18 protein-coding genes are annotated in these 17972 nt (G+C 73.0%); 4 read left to right on the forward strand and 14 right to left on the reverse strand.

Features of this window, described 5'->3' with window-relative positions; translation table 11 throughout:
• Window positions 1-23 precede the first annotated feature (23 nt).
• A complete protein-coding gene (locus ACFWBY_RS29150) occupies window positions 24-467 on the reverse strand; it encodes a hypothetical protein (RefSeq protein WP_385338422.1) in 444 nt (147 codons plus the stop codon).
• A 173-nt stretch (window positions 468-640) separates the two neighbouring features.
• Between ACFWBY_RS29150 and ACFWBY_RS29155 the strand changes: the two genes are divergently transcribed.
• On the forward strand, window positions 641-1210 hold the full coding sequence (locus ACFWBY_RS29155; RefSeq protein WP_385338420.1) for a chitin binding peritrophin-A domain-containing protein: 570 nt from the start codon (window positions 641-643) through the stop codon (window positions 1208-1210).
• A 14-nt stretch (window positions 1211-1224) separates the two neighbouring features.
• On the opposite strand, the gene ACFWBY_RS29160 is transcribed toward ACFWBY_RS29155, so the two are convergent.
• From ACFWBY_RS29160 to ACFWBY_RS29170, 3 genes are all read right to left on the reverse strand, one after another.
• The gene (locus tag ACFWBY_RS29160; RefSeq protein WP_385338456.1) at window positions 1225-1917 is read right to left on the reverse strand and encodes a GNAT family N-acetyltransferase; all 693 of its coding nucleotides are present in this window, start codon (window positions 1915-1917) and stop codon (window positions 1225-1227) included.
• Window positions 1918-2092: 175 nt separating this feature from the next.
• Window positions 2093-2668, reverse strand: coding sequence for a histidine phosphatase family protein (locus ACFWBY_RS29165; protein WP_385338417.1), 576 nt, complete (start codon window positions 2666-2668; stop codon window positions 2093-2095).
• A 31-nt stretch (window positions 2669-2699) separates the two neighbouring features.
• A complete protein-coding gene (locus ACFWBY_RS29170; RefSeq protein WP_385338414.1) occupies window positions 2700-4178 on the reverse strand; it encodes a PLP-dependent aminotransferase family protein in 1479 nt (492 codons plus the stop codon).
• On the opposite strand from ACFWBY_RS29170, the gene ACFWBY_RS29175 reads away from it, so the two are divergent.
• Complete coding sequence (locus ACFWBY_RS29175) at window positions 4177-5181, forward strand: DMT family transporter (protein WP_385338411.1); 1005 nt, start codon at window positions 4177-4179, stop codon at window positions 5179-5181. The genes ACFWBY_RS29170 and ACFWBY_RS29175 overlap by 2 nt on opposite strands.
• A gap of 57 nt (window positions 5182-5238) precedes the next feature.
• Window positions 5239-5436 (forward strand): DUF1918 domain-containing protein, encoded by a 198-nt coding sequence (locus ACFWBY_RS29180; protein ID WP_250744647.1) that lies wholly within the window; start codon window positions 5239-5241, stop codon window positions 5434-5436.
• Window positions 5437-5454: 18 nt separating this feature from the next.
• Here ACFWBY_RS29180 and ACFWBY_RS29185 read toward each other — a convergent pair whose 3' ends face one another.
• A complete protein-coding gene (locus ACFWBY_RS29185) occupies window positions 5455-6702 on the reverse strand; it encodes a glycoside hydrolase family 10 protein (RefSeq protein WP_385338408.1) in 1248 nt (415 codons plus the stop codon).
• A 155-nt stretch (window positions 6703-6857) separates the two neighbouring features.
• Here ACFWBY_RS29185 and ACFWBY_RS29190 point away from each other — a divergent pair, with 155 nt between their 5' ends.
• Window positions 6858-7751, forward strand: a complete 894-nt coding sequence (locus ACFWBY_RS29190; RefSeq protein WP_385338405.1) for a 3-hydroxybutyryl-CoA dehydrogenase — start codon at window positions 6858-6860, stop codon at window positions 7749-7751.
• Window positions 7752-7754: 3 nt separating this feature from the next.
• Here ACFWBY_RS29190 and ACFWBY_RS29195 read toward each other — a convergent pair whose 3' ends face one another.
• The 9 genes from ACFWBY_RS29195 to infC form a co-directional block, all read right to left on the reverse strand.
• Window positions 7755-8303, reverse strand: coding sequence for an NUDIX hydrolase (locus ACFWBY_RS29195; RefSeq protein WP_385338402.1), 549 nt, complete (start codon window positions 8301-8303; stop codon window positions 7755-7757).
• Between the two features lie 53 nt (window positions 8304-8356).
• Window positions 8357-9694, reverse strand: a complete 1338-nt coding sequence (locus tag ACFWBY_RS29200) for a transcriptional regulator (protein ID WP_385338400.1) — start codon at window positions 9692-9694, stop codon at window positions 8357-8359.
• A gap of 592 nt (window positions 9695-10286) precedes the next feature.
• Entirely contained in the window at window positions 10287-12815 is a 2529-nt protein-coding gene (gene pheT / locus ACFWBY_RS29205) for a phenylalanine--tRNA ligase subunit beta (protein WP_385338397.1), read from the reverse strand.
• A complete protein-coding gene (gene pheS / locus ACFWBY_RS29210; RefSeq protein WP_385338394.1) occupies window positions 12815-13942 on the reverse strand; it encodes a phenylalanine--tRNA ligase subunit alpha in 1128 nt (375 codons plus the stop codon). The genes pheT and pheS overlap by 1 nt, the downstream gene beginning before the upstream one ends.
• 152 nt (window positions 13943-14094) lie before the next feature.
• Window positions 14095-15372 carry a sensor histidine kinase gene (locus tag ACFWBY_RS29215; protein WP_385338391.1) on the reverse strand — a complete coding sequence of 426 codons (1278 nt, stop codon included), beginning with the start codon at window positions 15370-15372 and terminating at the stop codon, window positions 14095-14097.
• 55 nt (window positions 15373-15427) lie between these two features.
• On the reverse strand, window positions 15428-16288 hold the full coding sequence (locus tag ACFWBY_RS29220; protein ID WP_385338388.1) for a TrmH family RNA methyltransferase: 861 nt from the start codon (window positions 16286-16288) through the stop codon (window positions 15428-15430).
• Between the two features lie 118 nt (window positions 16289-16406).
• Window positions 16407-16793 carry a 50S ribosomal protein L20 gene (gene rplT / locus ACFWBY_RS29225; RefSeq protein WP_215021862.1) on the reverse strand — a complete coding sequence of 129 codons (387 nt, stop codon included), beginning with the start codon at window positions 16791-16793 and terminating at the stop codon, window positions 16407-16409.
• Window positions 16794-16893: 100 nt separating this feature from the next.
• Window positions 16894-17088 carry a 50S ribosomal protein L35 gene (rpmI, locus tag ACFWBY_RS29230; RefSeq protein ID WP_030157249.1) on the reverse strand — a complete coding sequence of 65 codons (195 nt, stop codon included), beginning with the start codon at window positions 17086-17088 and terminating at the stop codon, window positions 16894-16896.
• Window positions 17089-17192: 104 nt separating this feature from the next.
• On the reverse strand, window positions 17193-17948 hold the full coding sequence (infC, locus tag ACFWBY_RS29235) for a translation initiation factor IF-3 (protein ID WP_385338384.1): 756 nt from the start codon (window positions 17946-17948) through the stop codon (window positions 17193-17195).
• Window positions 17949-17972 lie beyond the last annotated feature (24 nt).

Below are 17972 nucleotides of genomic sequence, written 5' to 3' on the forward strand. Positions count from 1 at the left end.
CTGAGCCTGTACGCCCTTCCCGATCACAGCACTAGGTCGAGCAGGCTCGCGAGGGATCCGCCGAAGAGGACGAGGGGGACCAGCGCGACGAGCGTGGCGAGGACCGTGGACACCGTGGCCGCGGTGCGGTAGGCGCGCGGGTCCGCGAAAGCGGCGCACAGCAGGAGCAGCGCCGGGGGCAGGAAGATCCACGCGCCCTCCGGCAGACCGTAGGCCGACCACCACAGCAGCAGGACCGCGAGGCCCACGCAGGCGGTCATGAACCACGCCCGGTTCGCCCGGAGGGCGGCCGGCACCGCGAGGAGCAGGACCGGGACGGTCAGGAGCGGGACCGGCAGGCCCGCCCTGAGCATGTCCACGACGACCGGCACCGGGAGGATCAGCGCGGCCGGCGCGATCCTGTGCTGCCACGGATGGACGGCTCGCGTTCGCCGGACCACCACCGCGGTGTCCACCGTGGCCGTCATCGCCGCTCCACCCCGCCCCCGTACCGCACCCATCGACTTGAACGCGTTCAAGCCAGCGGCTATTCGCACGCTTGGGCAGTCCCCGCAAAGCGTTGCGTCCGGCACCCGCCCATCCCTATAGTCACTTCGTATTCATTTCGTCACAGTGAGTGACAAGCGATCTGGGGGAAGCGGTGTCGTTACGCATCGGCAAGGGACTGGCCGCGCTGGCCGCCGGGGCGGTCGTCGCCCTGGGCATGACGGCGGCTCCCGCCACCGCCGCCGAGGGCTCGTGCGCCGGCGGCGTCACCGGGCGGCTGCCGAGGATGCAGGACCAGCGGTTCTACGTGCAGTGCGGGGGCGGGGTCGCCACCGTGACCGCCTGCCCCGTCGGCCAGGTCTACGCCCCCGCCCTCCAGGTCTGCGACGACCCCGGGCGGGTCCGGCCCGCCGTGGCCACCGCCGCGACGGCCGGTCCGGCCAAGCTCAACGGGCTGCTCTTCGGCGTGAAGAACCTCAGCACCACCGTGCGGATCGCGGACGCCCCGGCCGGGCTGGACGGCGTACCGGTCGTCTTCACCACCGTCGGCGGCCGCACCCTGTGCACCGCCGTCACCGACCAGTTCGGTGCCGCCCGCTGCGACACCCCGGCCCGGCTGACGATCCCGCTGGACGAGATCCTGCGCGGCTACCGGGCGCAGTACGCGGGCATCGGCGGGATCTACCTCCCGTCCTTCGCGACCGCCCCCGTCTCGCTCCTCTGAGGCGGCACGGCCCGTCAGACCAGCGCGTGCCGGACCCAGACGTTCGGCTCCACGTAGACCGCGTAGCCCTGCTCCGGTTCGCAGCGGACCGGGGACAGGGCGCCGGGCACGAGGACCGGGCCCGCCGCGTCGAAGGGGAGGCCGGTCCACTGCCGCCACTGCGGGAGGGAGCCGGTGATCGTCATCGACAGCGGGGCCACCGAGTCGATGACGGCGCCCGCGCGCACGTGGACCCGTAGCCACGGGTCGTAGGGGAGGCCGTCCTCGCGGGTGCGGTACGCGTACTCGTGGATCGAGGCCTCCGGCTCGGCCGGCTTTCCGCTCGGCCGGACCGGGGCCACCACCTCGGTGAAACCGCGCGCCCGGGCGGTCTCCCGCAGCGCGGCGAGCATCCTCCCCGACAGCCCCCGGCCCTGCCGGTCCGGCCGGACGCTGATCTCGATGGCGCTGACCGTGTCGGGGACCGCGCCGCGCCGCAGGTCGGAGAAGGCCCACATCAGGACCTGGTCCCAGCCCTGCGCGGGCAGCCGCCCGTCCCGTCCGGGCGCGTGCTGGACGAAGGGCACGCTGAACGCCTTGGCTACCACCTCGCCGGTGGCGTCGTCGGTCGCGACGAAGACGTACTGCGGGAGTTCCGCCACCATGCGCGGGTACAGCATCCAGGCGATCGAGTCCTGCGTGGCGAACTCGGGCCACGAGTCGTTCATGCCCCAGAGCGCGTCGGTCAGTTCGGGCCGCTCCGCGAGCGTGGTGATCCGGATGCCGGCTCCACGGGCTCCGCCGTCATCGCCGCCCGGGTCGTTCGAGGTGTTCGAGGAGTTCGAGGTGTCCGTCGCGTTCATGTCCGCAGGCTAGATCCGGTCGGGTCGCCGCTCAACGGGTTTACACCGGCGCCTGGAGGGAGAGGTGCCAGTGTCGCGGCCAGCCCGCCAGGGTGACCGTCGACAGGGGCCGGACGTCCACGTTCCAGTAGGTCAGCGGAGGCACGTTCAGCGCGTACACGAGGGCCGCGCGGACCACCGACGGTTCCGCCACCGCCACGATCGCTCCCCCGTCGTCCGCCGGCCGGGTGTCCAGCCAGCCGCCGATCCGGGTGATGAAAGCGAGCAGGGACTCCCCTCCGTGCGGGGCCGCGCACGGGTCCGCGAGCCAGAGGTCCACCGCCGCAGGCTCCCGGGCCGCCACCTCCCCCAGGGTCAGGCCGCGCCAGCGGCCCATGTCGCACTCCCGCAGCGCGGGCTGCGCCATCGGCGCGTAGCCGAGGGCCGCGCCGGTGGCCCGGCTGCGCGAGGTCGGCGAACAGTAGCGGAGGTCGGCCGAGCCCAGTGGTACGAGCCCGCGCGCGGCGGACTCCACCGCGCGCCAGCCGTCCACGTCGATGGGGCGGTCGTCGTCGAAGCGCTCGGCGAGCAGCGGGGTACTACGGGCTGCTGCGACTAGCGAAACCCGAACATGCATGCGGCGATGGTGAGCCGCGTGCCGCACGGGGTCAAGCGTCTGAACGAAGCCCGCCCCCGGGCCCTTCCCCGGGCCTCCCGCCGGGCACGCCCCCCGGCGCCGACCGCAGCCGCCGGACGGCCTCGGTCAGCTCGCCCGCGCCGGCGACCCCGGCGAAGCTCAGCCGCACGAACGGGCCGGGCGGTTCCGCGCAGAAGTAGGGCCTGCCGGGCGCGACCGCGACCCCGGCGCGCAGTGCGGAGGCCACGAAGGCGGCGTCGTCGCCCGTACCGGTCCGCGCCCACAACTGGTATCCGCCGCGCGGGAGTCGCGACACCTCCAGCGAGGGCAGCTCCCGGCGCAGCGCCCCCGCGAGGACGTCCCGCCGGTGGCGCAGCTCGGCGGCGACGGTCTTGAGGTGGCGGGGCCAGGCGGGTGCGCCGACCAGCTCCAGGGCGGCTTCCTGGAGCGGCCTGGGCACGAAGAAGCTGTCCACGACCTGGATGGCGCGCAGCCGGTCCAGGACCGGCCCGCGGGCGGCCAGCGCGCCCACCCGCAGGCTGGGCGAGGTGACTTTGGTCAGCGACCGGACGTGCACGACGACCCCGTCGGTGTCCTCGGCGGCGAGCGTCGCGGGCAGCGGGCCGGCGTCCTCGTGGGCCAAGGCGCGGGCGTAGTCGTCCTCCACCACGAACGCCCCGGCGGCGCGCGCGATGCGCAGCACCTCGCCGCGCCGTTCGTCCGCGAGGACCGCCCCGGTCGGATTCTGGAACAGCGGCTGGCATACGAACACCCGCGCCCCGGTCGCTTCGAAGGCCTCGGCCAACAGCTCGGGCCGGACCCCGTCGGCGTCCACCGGGACGGGCACGGGCCGGCACCCGGAGGCCCGGGCGATGGCCAGCAGTCCGGGGTAGGTCGGGGACTCGACGAGGATCGGCGCCCCGGGCGGGGCGAGCGCCCGCAGGGCCGTGGTGAGCGCGCTCTGCCCGCCGGCGGTGACCAGGACGTCCGCGGCCCCGACCGCCCCGCCGATCTCCCGCGCGAACCAGTCGCGCAGCTCCGCCAGCCCCTCCACGGGCGGGCGTCCCCACACTCCGGGCCGCCGTCCGGCGCGGGCGAGGGCGGCCGCCATGGCCCGCTCGGGCTGGAGCACGGGGTGGAGGTAGCCGCTGTGGAGCTCGATGACCCCGGCGGGCGGGGCGGCGAGGGTGACCAGCACCCCGGAGGCGTCGACGGAGCGCGGGACGACCTCGCCGGCGCCTTCCGCGCTGAGGGCGACGGCCTGCCAGGAGGTGTCGCCGGGCGCGGGGGCCGGCGTACGCGGCCGGGCGCGGAAGGCTCCGGCCCCCGGGCGGGTGACCACGAGGCCTTCGGCGGCCAGCTGGGCGATGGCCCGGGAGACGGTGACGGGACTGACCCGGAAGCGCTCGACCAGCGCGCGACTGGACGGCAGCTTTCCACCGGGCGAGTAGCGGTTCAACTCGGCCCGCAAGGATTCCGCCAGATCCGCGACGCTGCTACGCTCGTACATGACAGCAAAGAATAGCGCTACTCTCCCCGCCTCGGTAGCAGTTCGGGGCAGGGCGCAAGGCCCGACGCAGGGCTCGACGCGCGGTCCGGCGCAGGACCCGGCGCGAGCCGCGGCGCCGGACCCGGTAGCGGGCGGCGCGCGGGCGGGCCGGTTCGGCGGCGGCACCGTCCTCGCCTCCGCCGGCGTCGTCGCCTTCTCGCTGACCTTCCCCGCCACCGCCTGGGGGCTGGAGAGCTTCGGCCCCTGGTCGCTGTTCGCCCTGCGCTGCGTCCTCGCGGGGCTGACGGCCGGCGCCTGCCTGCTGGTCGGACGCGTACCGCTGCCCCACCGCGCGCACTGGCCGGGCCTGCTGGTCGTCGCGGGCGGCGTCGTCATCGGGTTCCCGCTGCTCACCACACTGGCGCTGCGCACCTCCACGACCTCGCACGCCGCCGTTGTGGTCGGCCTGCTGCCGCTGACCACCGCGGTCGTGTCCTCCCTGCGCACCGGCGCCCGCCCGCCGCTGCGGTTCTGGGCGGCGGCCGTCGCCGGGGCCGTGGTCGTCCTCGGCTTCACCCTGGCCCAGAGCGGCGGCTCCCTCTCCTTCGGCGACGGCCTGCTCTTCGCCGCCCTGCTGGTGTGCGCGGCCGGGTACACCGAGGGCGGGCGCCTGGCCCGGGAGCTGCCCGGCTGGCAGGTGATCGGCTGGGCGTTGGTGCTCTGCCTGCCGATCGGCCTGGCCGGTTCCGCGCTCGGGCTCGCGTACGAGCCGGTCCACCTCACGGGACACGGGCTGGCCGGGCTCGTCTGGGTGGCCGTCGGCTCCACCTTCCTCGGCCTCTACGTCTGGTACCGGGGCATGGCGGAGATCGGCGCCGCCCGCGCGAGCCAGCTCCAGCTCGCGCAGCCGATGCTGACCCTCGTGTGGTCGGTGGCGCTGCTCGGCGAGCACCTCTCCCCCGCCGCTCCTGTAGCCGCCGGTGCGGTGCTCGTCTGCATCGCGGTGACCCAACGGGTCAAATAGGGGTGGAACGACCTAAACTGCTAGCACCGGATCGGACCGCCACCGAGGAGGTCAGCTATGCGCGCGACCGAGGGCGACCAGCTGGTTCAGCACGGCAGGATCGTGGGCCAGCACGACAAGGTCGGTGAGATCACCCAGGTTCTCGGAGAGAACGGCACGCCTCCCTACCGGGTCCGCTTCACGGACGGGCACGAGGCCGTCATGTCCCCCGGCCCCGACTGCGTGGTGAAGCACCCCGCCGACCACGACCACTGAACCCGTGCGTTGCGCCGGTCAACGCGCCGCCGCCACCGCGGCGTAGTGGTCGGCGACCACCCGGGCCATCGCCCCGTTGGGGTCCGCGGCCACCTGCTTCGCCGAAAAGTAGGCGTGGCCGCGGACCTCCGGGTAGGCGCGGGCGAACCGCACGTGCCGCGACAGCTCCCGCGGATCGCGCCAGGCTGCGGTGGAGCTGTCCCGATCGCAGCGGTAGAGCGCCTCCCCCACGTACAGCCGGACGCCGGTGCCGGCGACGGTCTTCGCCCACCAGGGGACGATGTCCGCGTAGTCGGCGCTCGGATGGCCGATGTGCCAGTACGCCTGGGGCGCGATGTAGTCGATCCAACCCTGGCGCACCCACTTGCGGGTGTCCGCGTACAGATCGTCGTACGTGGCGACGCCCGCCCGCGTCGGCGAACCGAGCGGGTCGCGGTCGGAGTTGCGCCAGACCGCGAAAGGGCTGATGCCGAAGGCCACGGCGGGGCGCAGCGCCCGCAGCCGCGCCGACATCTCCTGGACCAGGGTGTCGGTGTTGTGGCGGCGCCAGTCCGCCCGGGTGGCGAAGGAGCCGCCGTACTCCTCGAAGGCGGCGTCGTCGTCGAAGTCCTCGCCCTCGACCGGGTAGGGATAGAAGTAGTCGTCCCAGTGGACCGCGTCGACGGGGTAGCGGGCCACGGCGTCGAGCATGGCCTCCTGCACGAAGCGCCGCACCTGGGGCAGCCCGGGGTTGTAGAACAGCTTGCCGCCGTACGCGACGGTCCAGCCCCGGTTGCGGCGGGCCGGATGCCCGGGGACGAGCCGGCTCAGGTCGGTGTGATTGGCCACCCGGTAGGGGTTGAACCAGGCGTGCAGCTCCAGCCCCCGGGCGTGCGCCTCGGCGACGGCCGTGCCGAGCGGGTCCCAGCCGGGGTCGACGCCCTGTTCCCCCGTCAGCCACTGGGACCACGGCTCGCGCGCCGAGGGCCACATCGCGTCGGCGGTGGGCCGGACCTGGAGGATCACGGCGTTGAGTCGGCGGGAGACGGCGGTGTCGAGGAGTGCGAGCAGCTCGGCGCGCTGCTCGGCGGCGGGGAGACCGCTTTCGGAGGGCCAGTCCACGTTCTGCACGGACGCGGCCCACATCCCGCGGAACTCCGCCGCGGCCGCCTTCGGCGCCATGGCCGCCCGCGCTCCCCGGACCGCCCCGGCGGGGGACGCGGTCGCCGCGGCGGCCAGCACCCCCGCCGCACAGGCCAGTACTCCCCGCCTCCCGATGTACGCCATGTGACGACTCCGTTCCGTTCCGTGACATTGTCCCGTGTCCGTCCAGCATGCCCGCCCCGGCCCGCCACGCCGGGCAAGGACGGGGGTAACGTCGGGGGGCGTGGCGGGCGCCGGAACGCAGTTACCACTGCACGAGTACGGGGGACCCGCGATGGATGAGCAGCGAAAGGCACGATGTGACGGACCTCCCAGACGACATCGCACGCGTCGGCGTAGTGGGCTGTGGCCAGATGGGCGCGGGCATCGCGGAGGTGTTCGCCCGCAGCGGTCTTGAGGTGATGGTCGCCGAGACCACCGGCGAGGCCCTCGAACTCGGGCGGACGCGCCTGCACTCCTCGCTGACGAGGGCCGCCGAACGCGGCAAGATCAGCGAGGAGGAGCGGGACGCGACCCTGGCCCGCCTGTCGTTCACCACCGACCTCGGCGAGTTCGCCGACCGCGACCTCGTCATCGAGGCGGTCGTCGAGAACGAGCAGGTCAAGACGGAGATCTTCCAGGTCCTCGACCAGGTGATCACCCGCCCGGACGCGATCCTCGCCTCCAACACCTCCTCGATCCCGCTGGTCAAGCTGGCCGTCGCGACCTCGCGGCCCGACCAGGTCATCGGCATCCACTTCTTCAACCCGGCCCCGGTGCAGCAGCTCGTGGAGCTGATCCCGGCGCTGACCACGAGCGACGAGACGGTCAAGCGGGCCGAGGCCCTGGTCGGGGGCGTGCTGGGCAAGCACGCGATCCGCGCCCAGGACCGTTCCGGCTTCGTGGTGAACGCGCTCCTCATCCCGTACCTGCTGTCCGCGATCCGGATGTTCGAGTCGGGCATCGCGAGCCGCGAGGACATCGACAACGGCATGGAGCTGGGCTGCGCCCACCCGATGGGCCCGCTGAAGCTCGCGGACCTCATCGGCCTGGACACGGTCGCCTCGGTGGCCGACTCGATGTACGCGGAGTTCAAGGAGCCCCTGTACGCGGCTCCCCCGCTGCTCCAGCGGATGGTCGACGCCGGCCGCCTCGGCCGCAAGACGGGCTCGGGGTTCTACCCGTACGGCTGACGGCTACGGACGGCCCTGGAGCCGGCCCAGCTTGAGATGGTGCAGCAGCAGCAGCCCGGCCGCCATGTTGGCGGCCGGGACCTCGCCGCGCGCGATCATGTCCGGCACCTTCTCGAGGGGCACCCACTCGCGGCGCGAGGACTCGAAGTCGTCCTCGGGGTGGCCCGTGTAGGTGGCCCCGTCCGCCCAGTAGAGGTGGTGGCGGGCGTCGGTCAGCCCGTTGGACGGCTCGACGGTCATCAGGTGGTGCAGGGGTCCGGGCCGCCAGCCCGACTCCTCCTCCATCTCCCGGGCGGCGGCGCTCTCCACGGACTCGCCGTCCTCGACGACCCCTGCGGGCAGCTCCCAGCCCCAGCTGTCCGTGATGAAGCGGTGGCGCCACAACAGCAGCACCTCATTGGCCTCGTTGACGGCCGTGGCCACGGCGACCGGGCGCAGCCGGATCACGAAGTGGTCCAGGTGCCGGCCGTCGGGGAGCTCCACATCGGCGAGATTCACATCGAACCAACGGTTCGCGTACACGGTCTGCTCACTCAAGTTCGTCCACTGCACGGTTGTGCCACCTTCCGATCGAGTAGGTGGCAACATGGCAGCAGTTCACCGTGTCACAGGGGAACGCGCAGCGCTCCGTCGATGAGCTCGGCCGTCTCCTCCGCCCCCGAACAACCGCTGGTCAGAAGCTGTTCGCGGACCGCCCGCAGCCGGTCGCGCAGCCGCAGCGACTCCATCCCCCTGGACCGCTCGGCCATTTCGGCCGCCGCCGCCACCGCCTGGTCGGCCTCTCCCTGGCGCAGCTGGATCTCGCACAGCATCGCGAGGCGGTGCACGCGACCCCGGTCGTGCGCGGGGGTTCCGACGGCTGCGGCCGCCTGTTCGTGGGCCGCCCGCAGGTCCCCCAGACCGAGCAGCGCCTCGGCCACCTGTACGTTGACCAGCCCGGGCTGTACGTACCCCGTCTCGTCCGGCTCTGTGCCCGGCCGGATCCGCTCGGCGGCCGCCTCTGCCTTGCGGATGCAGGCCAACGCCGCAGCCGTGTCCCCGAGTTGGGCGTAGGCCTTGGCCTGCATGGCGTACAGGTCGGCGGCCAGCGCCGGGGTGGTGTACCGGCCGGCCGCGCGCAGGGCCGCCTCGGCGAAGGCGACGGCCTGGCGGAACTCCCGTAGGTGCAGGCACTGGTTGACGATCAGCGCGATCACATAGGCGCCGAGCCCCCGGTCGCCGCTGGCCTTCGCCAGACGCAGGGCCTGGTGGAAGTAGCGCTGGGCCAGCCCGTGCGCGTCCGAGTCGTAAGCGCAGATCCCCGCCACCGCCACCAGGGATCCGCCGGCCCGGTACAGGCTGCGGCCGAGGCCGTCGGAGTAGCTGCCGCGCAGCATCGGGGCGGTCTCGGTGCCGAGGAAGCGCACGATCCGGTCACGCGTGGCCACGCCGCCCGCCCGGCGGTACATCAGCTCGTAGTGCGCGCGGGCGGCCCGCAGGATCTCGATGTGCTCCGGGCCCACCCGGGTCGGGCCCTCGCGGGACACGTCCGCGTCCTCCGGCGGGTTCTCCCACTCCCACACCGGTATGACGGCGGGCGTACCGGTGAGGGCGTCCGCGGCGAGGCACTGGCGGCCGTTGCCGTCGGAGCGCCACAGGGCGGCGGCCCGGTCGACGAAGCCGCTGAGCGGGGAGCCGTGCGGGTCGGCGGACTGGCCGGGCACGCCGAAGCCCGCGTCGTCGAGGGACAGCGGTCGCCGCAGCCGGCCCCCGATCACCTCGCAGATCAGGTCCGGGACCTGGCCGCGGGGGCGCTGGCCCTTCAACCACCGGGCGACGGCGGTGTGTTCGTAGCGCAGGGCGAGCCCCCGTCGGCGGCCCGCCTGGTTCACGTACGCGGCGAGACCCGCGTGGGACATGCCCGCCTCGGCGAGGAGGGCGTCGAGCAGGGCATTGGGCTGCATGGACCGCTCCAGGGCTCGTCGGACTCAGGCTAATGGGTGCGCGGTTCACACGGGGTGTGAACGCGGTACGCGCATAAATGCGATGCGCACCCTGCCGTCCGGGGCCCTGCGGGCGCTTCACTTAAGGGCCTCGCCAAGAGGTGGCTCGGGTCGTCGGCTCCCCCTCGTACAGTGCGACGACCCGTCAACCGCGCCGCCCGTCTGTTGTCTGCCCGACACTCCACGGCAGGCGGGCGGCGCGCTTCGGCTCCGCCGGGGACCTGGTTGGTCGCCGGGCCCCGGCCGGGCCGGACCGAACGCGCGCCGGGCCCACCCACCGGGCCCGGCCCGCGTGGTCCCCCGGGCGCGGACGCCCGCTTCCCAGCCGCACGGACGTCCGCCCCCGCCCCGCCGCGAAACCCCCATCGCCTGACGGTGCCCACGGCGACGCACGGCGCGCACCGGCCCGCAGCGTCACAGTCGGGTAGCAGACCAGCCCCGCAGGACAGGCGCGGCCCGGAGTGCCGGCGCAGCCGGGCGGGCGGGTACGCGTGAGGGGGTGCGCCCCGTGTCCGGGACGCACCCCCTCCGTGTCGCGGGGCAGCGGCAGCGGCTACGCGCCGCGCAGCACCGCGCCCGTGCGCTCGCCGGCCAGGGCGACCGCCGCGTCGCGGGCCGCCGTGGACTCCTCGGCGGTCAGCGTGCGGTCGGCCGCGCGGAAGCGCAGCGCGTACGCCAGGGACTTCTTGCCCTCGCCCACCTGCTCGCCCTCGAAGACGTCGAACAGCCGCAGCGACTCCAGCAGTTCGCCCGCGCCCTTGCGCAGCGCGTCCTCCACGGACAGCGCCGGGACGGACGCGTCGACGATCAGCGCGACGTCCTGGGTCGCCACCGGGAAGGAGGAGATCCGGGGCGCCTGGAGCGCCTCGCCGCCGGCCGCCGCGAGGCGGTCGAGGTCGAGCTCCATCGCGCTGGTACGGGCCGGCAGGCCCATCGCCTTGACCACGCGCGGGTGCAGCTCACCGGCGTGGCCGATGACCGTCTCCACCCCGTCGAGGGTGACGAGCAGCTCGGCGCAGCGGCCCGGGTGCCAGGGGCCGTACTGGCCCTGGCGCACGGTCAGGTCCGCGCCGGCCTCGACGGCCAGCGAGCGGGCGGCTTGGACCGCGTCGGCCCAGTCGGCCGGACGGCCCTTGCCCCACCAGCCGGCCTGCTCGCGGGCACCGGCCAGCACGACCGCGGCGTAGCGCGGCTGTGCGGGCAGGGCCGCGTTCAGCGTGGCGATCTCCTCGTCCGTGGGGCGCCGGTCGGCGGGCAGCCGTACGGCGACACCGGGCCGGGCGGCAGCCCGGAAGACGGAGCCGGTCTCGAAGAGCGCGAGGTCGTGGCTGCCCCGGCTGTCGTTGCGGCGCAGCGCGCCGAGCAGACCCGGCAGCAGCGTGGTGCGCAGCGCCGGCTCCTCGTCGGAGATCGGGTTGACCAGCTTGACGACCTGGCGGGAGGCGTCGTGCGCGGGCAGCTGGAGCTGGTCGAAGACGCCCTCGCCCAGGAACGGGTAGCTGAGCGCCTCGACGTAGCCGGCGCCGGCCAGCGCGCGGCCCACCCGGCGGTGCAGCTGCTGCCGGGCGGTCAGACCGCGGCCGGACGGCACCTGCGGGAGGGTGGAGGGAAGGTTCCCGTAGCCCTCCAGCCGGATGACCTCTTCGGCGAGGTCGTTGGGCGCGGCGAGGTCGGGCCGCCACGAGGGGACGGTGACGACGAGCTCGTCCTGGCCGTAGACGTCGCAGCCGACCTCCTGGAGGCGGCGTACGACGGTCTCGCGGCCGTAGTCCATGCCCGCGACCTTGTCGGGGTGGTCCGCGGCCATCGCGATGGTGCGGGGGGCACCGGGGGCGGTGCGCTCGGTGACGCCGGCCTCGGCGGTGCCGCCGGCGAGCAGCACCAGCAGGTCCACGGTCCGCTGCGCGGCCGCTGCGGCGGCCTGCGGGTCGACGCCGCGCTCGAATCGCTTGGACGCCTCGGAGGACAGCTTGAGCCGGCGGGCGGTGCGCGAGATCGACACGGCGTCGAAGTGCGCGGCCTCGACGACCACGTCGGTGGTGCCGGTGACCGCGCCGGTCGCCGGGTCGGTGACGGAGTCGGCGATCTCGGTGTTGGCGCCGCCCATGACACCGGCGAGCCCGATCGGGCCGCTGTTGTCGGTGATCACCAGGTCTTCGGCGTCGAGCGTGCGCTTGACGCCGTCGAGGGTGGTGAACTTCTCGCCCTGCTCGGCACGGCGGACGCCGATGGCGCCGTCGATGCGCGAGCGGTCGTAGGCGTGCAGCGGCTGACCGAGTTCGAGCATCACGTAGTTGGTGATGTCGACGGCGAGCGAGATCGGGCGCATGCCCGCCTTCTGCAGGCGCCGGGTGAGCCAGATCGGGGAGCGCGCCTCGGGGTCGAGGCCGGTCACCGTGCGGGCGGTGAAGCGGTCGCAGCCCTGCGGGTCGTCGATGTCGACGGTGTAGCCGTACGAGTTCGGCGCGGGCACGTCGAGCAGTGCCGGGTCGCGCAGCGGCAGACCGTACGCGGTGGCGGCCTCGCGGGCCACACCGCGCATGGACATGCAGTAGCCGCGGTCCGGGGTGATGTCGATGTCGAGGACCTCGTCGACGAGCTCCAGGAGCGCGATCGCGTCGGTACCGACCTCGTGCTCGTGGGGCAGCACGATGATGCCGTGCGTGCCGTCGTCGCCCATGCCCAGCTCGTCGCCGGAGCAGATCATGCCGTGCGAGGTCCGGCCGTACGTCTTGCGCGAGGCGATCGCGAAGTCTCCGGGCAGCACCGCGCCCGGCAGGACCACGACGACCTTGTCGCCGACGGAGAAGTTCCGGGCTCCGCAGACGATCTCCTGCGGCTCGCCGGTGCCGTTGGCCGAGCCGACGTCCACCGTGCAGAACCGGATGGGCTTGCGGAAGCCCTCGAGCTCCTCGATGGTCAGCACCTGGCCGACGACGAGCGGGCCCTTGAGCCCGCCGCCGAGCTGCTCGACGGTCTCGACCTCGAGGCCGGCGTCGACGAGCTTGGCCGCGACGTCGCGACCGGTTTCACCGGCGGGGAGGTCGACGTACTCCCGCAGCCAAGAAAGCGGGACCCGCATCAGATCTCCATCCCGAACGGCCGGGTGAAACGGATGTCACCCTCGACCATGTCTCGCATGTCTTCTACGTTGTGGCGGAACATCAGCATCCGCTCGATGCCGAACCCGAAGGCGAACCCGCTGTACTTCTCCGGGTCGACACCGCAGGCGACGAGCACCTTGGGGTTGACCATGCCGCAGCCGCCGAGCTCGATCCAGCCCTCGCTGGAGCAGGTGCGGCACGGGCGGTCGGGGTTGCCCACCGACTCGCCGCGGCACACGTAGCACTGCATGTCCATCTCGGCGGACGGCTCGGTGAAGGGGAAGAAGTGCGGGCGCAGGCGCGTGGTGGTGCCCTCGCCGAACAGCTCCTGGACCATGTGGTCCATGGTGCCCTTGAGGTCGGCCATGGTCAGGCCCTCGTCCACGGCGAGCAGCTCGACCTGGTGGAAGACCGGGGTGTGCGTCGCGTCGAGCTCGTCCGTGCGGTAGACCCGGCCCGGGCACACGATGTAGACGGGGGGCTTGCGCTCCAGCAGCGAGCGCGCCTGCACCGGGGAGGTGTGGGTGCGCAGCACGACGCCGGACTCGTCGCCCTCGGTGCCTTCCGGCCCCCGGACGAAGAAGGTGTCCTGCATCTGGCGCGCCGGGTGGTCGGGCGTGAAGTTGAGGGCGTCGAAGTTGAACCACTCCGCCTCGACCTCGGGGCCCTCCGCGACCTCGTACCCCATGGCCACGAAGATGTCCGCGATGCGGTCCATCAGCGTGGTCAGGGGGTGCCGGGCGCCGGCGGGAACCCGGTCGTAGGGCAGCGTGACGTCCACCGCCTCCTCGACCAGCACCCGCTCGTCGCGCTCGGCCTCGAGCGCGACCGTGCGGGCCCCGAAGGCCTTGTTCACGGCGCCGCGGGCCTGGCCCACGCGCTTGCCCGCCTCGGCCTTGGCCTGCGGGGGCAGCGCGCCGATCTCGCGGTTGGCGAGCGCCAGGGGCGAGCGGTCGCCCATGTGCGCGGTCTTCGCCTCGCGAAGTTCGTCGAGGTCGCCGGCGGCGGCGAAGGCGGCGAGCGCCTCGTCCCGCATGCGCTCGATCTCATCCGGTTTCAGTGCCTCGACCTCAACAGGGTCGTACGACTTGTTCGGTGCCGACATCTCTTCCCGTACTTCCGATGGCTGGCTGGTGGGTCCCCCGCGCGACGCGCAGGACGCGCTCGGCACTAGGACACAAAGGTGCCAAAGGTCGAGTCTAAAGGTCGCTGGGGGTGAAGGGGCCCGTGGGCCGCCTGGCGAGACGCTCCGCAGGGTTACTGCGTGAGGTACGCCGGGGCGGCGACGGGCAGGATAAATCGGAACTCGGCGCCGCCGCAGGGGCCGCGGCCGACCGTGATGGTTCCGCCGTGGGCTTCGACGATGCCCTTGACGATGTAGAGGCCCAGGCCGGTGCCGCCGCGCTTGCTCCCCCGCCAGAAGCGGGTGAAGACGCGGCCCATCGACTCTTCGGGGATCCCGGGGCCCTCGTCGGTCACGGTGACGGCGGTTCCCTTCTCGGTCTTCCCCGCTGCGTTCGCGAAGCTGGTCGGCGTCACGTCGATGGTGACCGTTCCCTCGCCGTGGCGCACCGCATTTTCGAGCAGGTTGCCGAGGATCTGGTCGATCTTGTCCGGGTCCGCCCACAAGTCGGGCAGCGGCCGGCTCACGCTGACGAGGAAGCGCTCCGGGGCCTGCCCGTTCGCGGTGAGCGCCTGGACGTGGCGGCCCACGGCGGTGGAGATGTCCACCGGCTGGCGGCGCACCTCCAGCCGGCCCGAGTCGATGCGCGAGATGTCCAGGAGCTCGGCGATGAGCCGGGTGACGCGGTTGGCGTCGGCGTCGACGGTCTCCAGCATCAGCCGCTTCTGGTCGTCGGTGAACCGCTCCCACTTGGCGAGCAGGGTCGCCGTGAACCCCTTGACCGAGGTCAGGGGCGAGCGCAGCTCGTGCGCGACGGTGGCGATCAGCTCGGCGTGGCTGCGTTCGGTGCGCCGCCGCGCCTCCGTACCGCGCAGGGTGACCACGAGGCGGCGCAGCGGGCCGGTGGGGTGGGTGCGCACGTACCGGGCGGAGACGAGCACCTCGCGGCCGCCGGGGAGCAGCAGGTTGCGCTCGGGCTGGCCGCGCCGGGTGGCGAGGCCGCCGTAGGGGTCGGTCAGCGCCCACCAGCGGCGCCCTTCGAGGTCCTCCAGCGGAAGGGCCCGCTCGATGCCCTCGCCGAGCGCCTCGCCCGCCGCGCGGGCGGTGATCCGGGCGGCGGCGGAGTTGAAGCAGATGACCCGGCCGGTGTCGTCGGCGATCACGAGCCCGTCGGGCAGGTCGTCGGGGTCGATCCCGAGCCCGGCGAACTCCGTGTGCGGATCGGCCGCGGGCCCCGGTCCTACGGGGCTCGCGTGCGCGGGCCGGGCACGGGAGGCCGGGGCGGGCGCGGGCTGCACGGGCGCGGACTGCACGGGCACTTTGCCGGCCTCGGCCCGCTGGGGCACCGTCGCCAGGATGGGTGCGCCGGCCGCCTCGGCGGCCGCCGGCGAGCTGTTCGTACCGACGGTCATGTCCCCGTACCCCACATCTCCGAGTACCGCGGTCGGCCCCCGGGCCGCCACATTACTAGCTGGGGGTCACGGAGCGGCACCCTCCGGGCGCCCGCTGTGCACGCGCGGAGGCGTAGAGGCACACGGCGGCGGCCGTCGCGAGGTTCAGGCTCTCGGCCTTTCCGTGGATCGGGACCCGCACCACGGCGTCGGCGAGCGCCCTGGTCTCCTCGGGCAGGCCCCAGGCCTCGTTGCCGAAGATCCAGGCCGAGGGGGTGCCCATCGTGCCCGCGTCCAGCTCGGCGTCGAGGTCGTCCTCGCCGGCGCCGTCGGCCGCGAGGATCCGTACGCCCGCTGCCCGCAGCCCCTCGACGGCCAGCCCGACGGGGACGCCGACGGCCACCGGGAGGTGGAAGAGGGAGCCCACGGAGGCCCGTACCGATTTGGGGTTGTACAGGTCCACGGAGGCGTCGGTCAGCACCACGGCGTCGGCTCCGGCGGCGTCCGCGCAGCGCAGCACCGTGCCGGCGTTGCCGGGGTCGCGGACGTGGGCGAGGACGGCGACCAGCTTGGGCCGGGCGGCCAGGATCTCCTCGAAGGGCGAGTCGAGGAAGTGGCAGACGCCGACCAGGCCCTGCGGGGTGACCGTCTGCGAGACCTCGGCGAGCACCTCGTCCGAGGCGTAGTGGACGCGTGCTCCGGCGGCGTAGGCGGCGTCGACGATGTCGGCGTGGCGCTCGGCGGCCTCGGCGGTCGCGAAGAGCTCGATCAGGGTCGGCTCGCCCGTGGCGCCCCGGTGTTCGGCGGCCTCGCGCACGGCCTGCGGGCCCTCGGCGATGAAGCGCCGCTCCTTGGTGCGGAAGTTGCGGCGCGCCAGTCGCCTGGCGGCGGCCACCCTCGTGGACCGGGGGGAGATCAGCTCGGCGGGGGTGCCCATGGCGGTCGGCTCGCTTCCGTACGTACAGCGGGTGGAACTCGTTGGTCAACGCACCGGACCCGCAGGCGCGAGGCCTGCGGGTCCGGGCAAATTACTGCAGCCTTCGAGGGCTTGCTGCTCAGGCAGCGACCTTCGGGGCGTTGACGTCGGCCGGGAGGGCCTTCTGAGCGACCTCGACCAGCGCGGCGAACGCGTTGGCGTCGTTGACGGCCAGCTCGGCGAGGATCTTGCGGTCCACCTCGATGTTGGCGGCCTTCAGACCCTGGATGAGGCGGTTGTACGTCATGCCGTTCTGGCGGGCAGCAGCGTTGATGCGCTGGATCCACAGCTGACGGAAGTCGCCCTTGCGCTTCTTGCGGTCGTTGAAGTTGTAGACCAGCGAGTGGGTGACCTGCTCCTTGGCCTTGCGGTACAGGCGCGAACGCTGACCGCGGTAGCCCTTGGCCGCCTCGAGGATTGCCCGGCGCTTCTTGTGGGCGTTTACTGCCCGCTTGACGCGTGCCACTTTTAACTCCTTGTAGCGGGGCCGTGGTTGTCTTCACACGGCCCGAATTCGATGGGGTCCCGGTCTTGACGTCCCGCTCCCGGAAGGGGAGCGGAGGACGTCACTTGCCGAGAAGCTTCTTGATCTTCGCGGCGTCGCCGGGGGCCATCTCCGCGGTGCCGGTGAGGCGGCGGGTGACACGGGACGACTTGTGCTCGAGCAGGTGGCGCTTGCCGGCGCGCTCGCGGAGCACCTTGCCGGAGCCGGTGATCTTGAAGCGCTTCTTGGTCCCGCTGTGCGTCTTGTTCTTCGGCATAGCGCCGTTATCTCCTCGTCGGTGGCGCCCCCACCGGCCCTTGTGGGGGCCGGCTCACCGGGAGCGTCATATTGTGTCGGTGATCCGAGACGGCTGCCTCAGGATCAGGCCTCGGCAGGAGCCTCGGGAGAGGCGTCCGCCTCTTCGGGGGCGGCCTCGGCTGCTTCGGGCGCCTCGTCGGAAGCGTCCTCGGCCTCGATGTCAGCGTCCCCGGCCTCGAACTCGGCGTCCTCGGTGAGGGCCTCGTCGTCGGTGGGGGCGAGACCCTGGCGCTCGGCCTTGCGGGCGGCCTGCGCCTCGCGGGCTTCGGCCATCGCCTCGGTCTTCTTCTTGTGCGGACCGAGAACCATGATCATGTTTCGGCCGTCCTGCTTCGGGTTCGACTCGATGAACCCGAGGTCCTCGACGTCCGAAGCGAGGCGCTGCAGCAGTCGGTAGCCGAGTTCCGGCCTGGACTGCTCGCGACCACGGAACATGATCGTGATCTTGACCTTGTCGCCCTGCTTGAGGAACCGAACGACGTGACCCTTCTTGGTGTCATAGTCGTGCGGGTCGATCTTCGGCCGGAGCTTCATTTCCTTGATGACCGTGTGCGCCTGGTTCTTGCGCGCCTCACGGGCCTTCATGGCCGACTCGTACTTGAACTTGCCGTAGTCCATGAGCTTGCAGACCGGCGGGCGTGCGGACGCCGCGACCTCGACCAGGTCGAGGTCGTACTCCTGCGCGAGCTCAAGCGCCTTCGCAAGCGGCACGATGCCGACCTGCTCGCCGCTGGGACCGACGAGTCGTACCTCGGGAACGCGAATCCGGTCGTTGATGCGGGGCTCGGTGCTGATGGATCCTCCTCGGTAGCACCACACGGCTGCCTGGAGGACAGCCGCTGA

The organism is Streptomyces sp. NPDC060049 (assembly GCF_042736715.1).
In the GTDB taxonomy this organism is placed as follows: domain Bacteria; phylum Actinomycetota; class Actinomycetes; order Streptomycetales; family Streptomycetaceae; genus Streptomyces.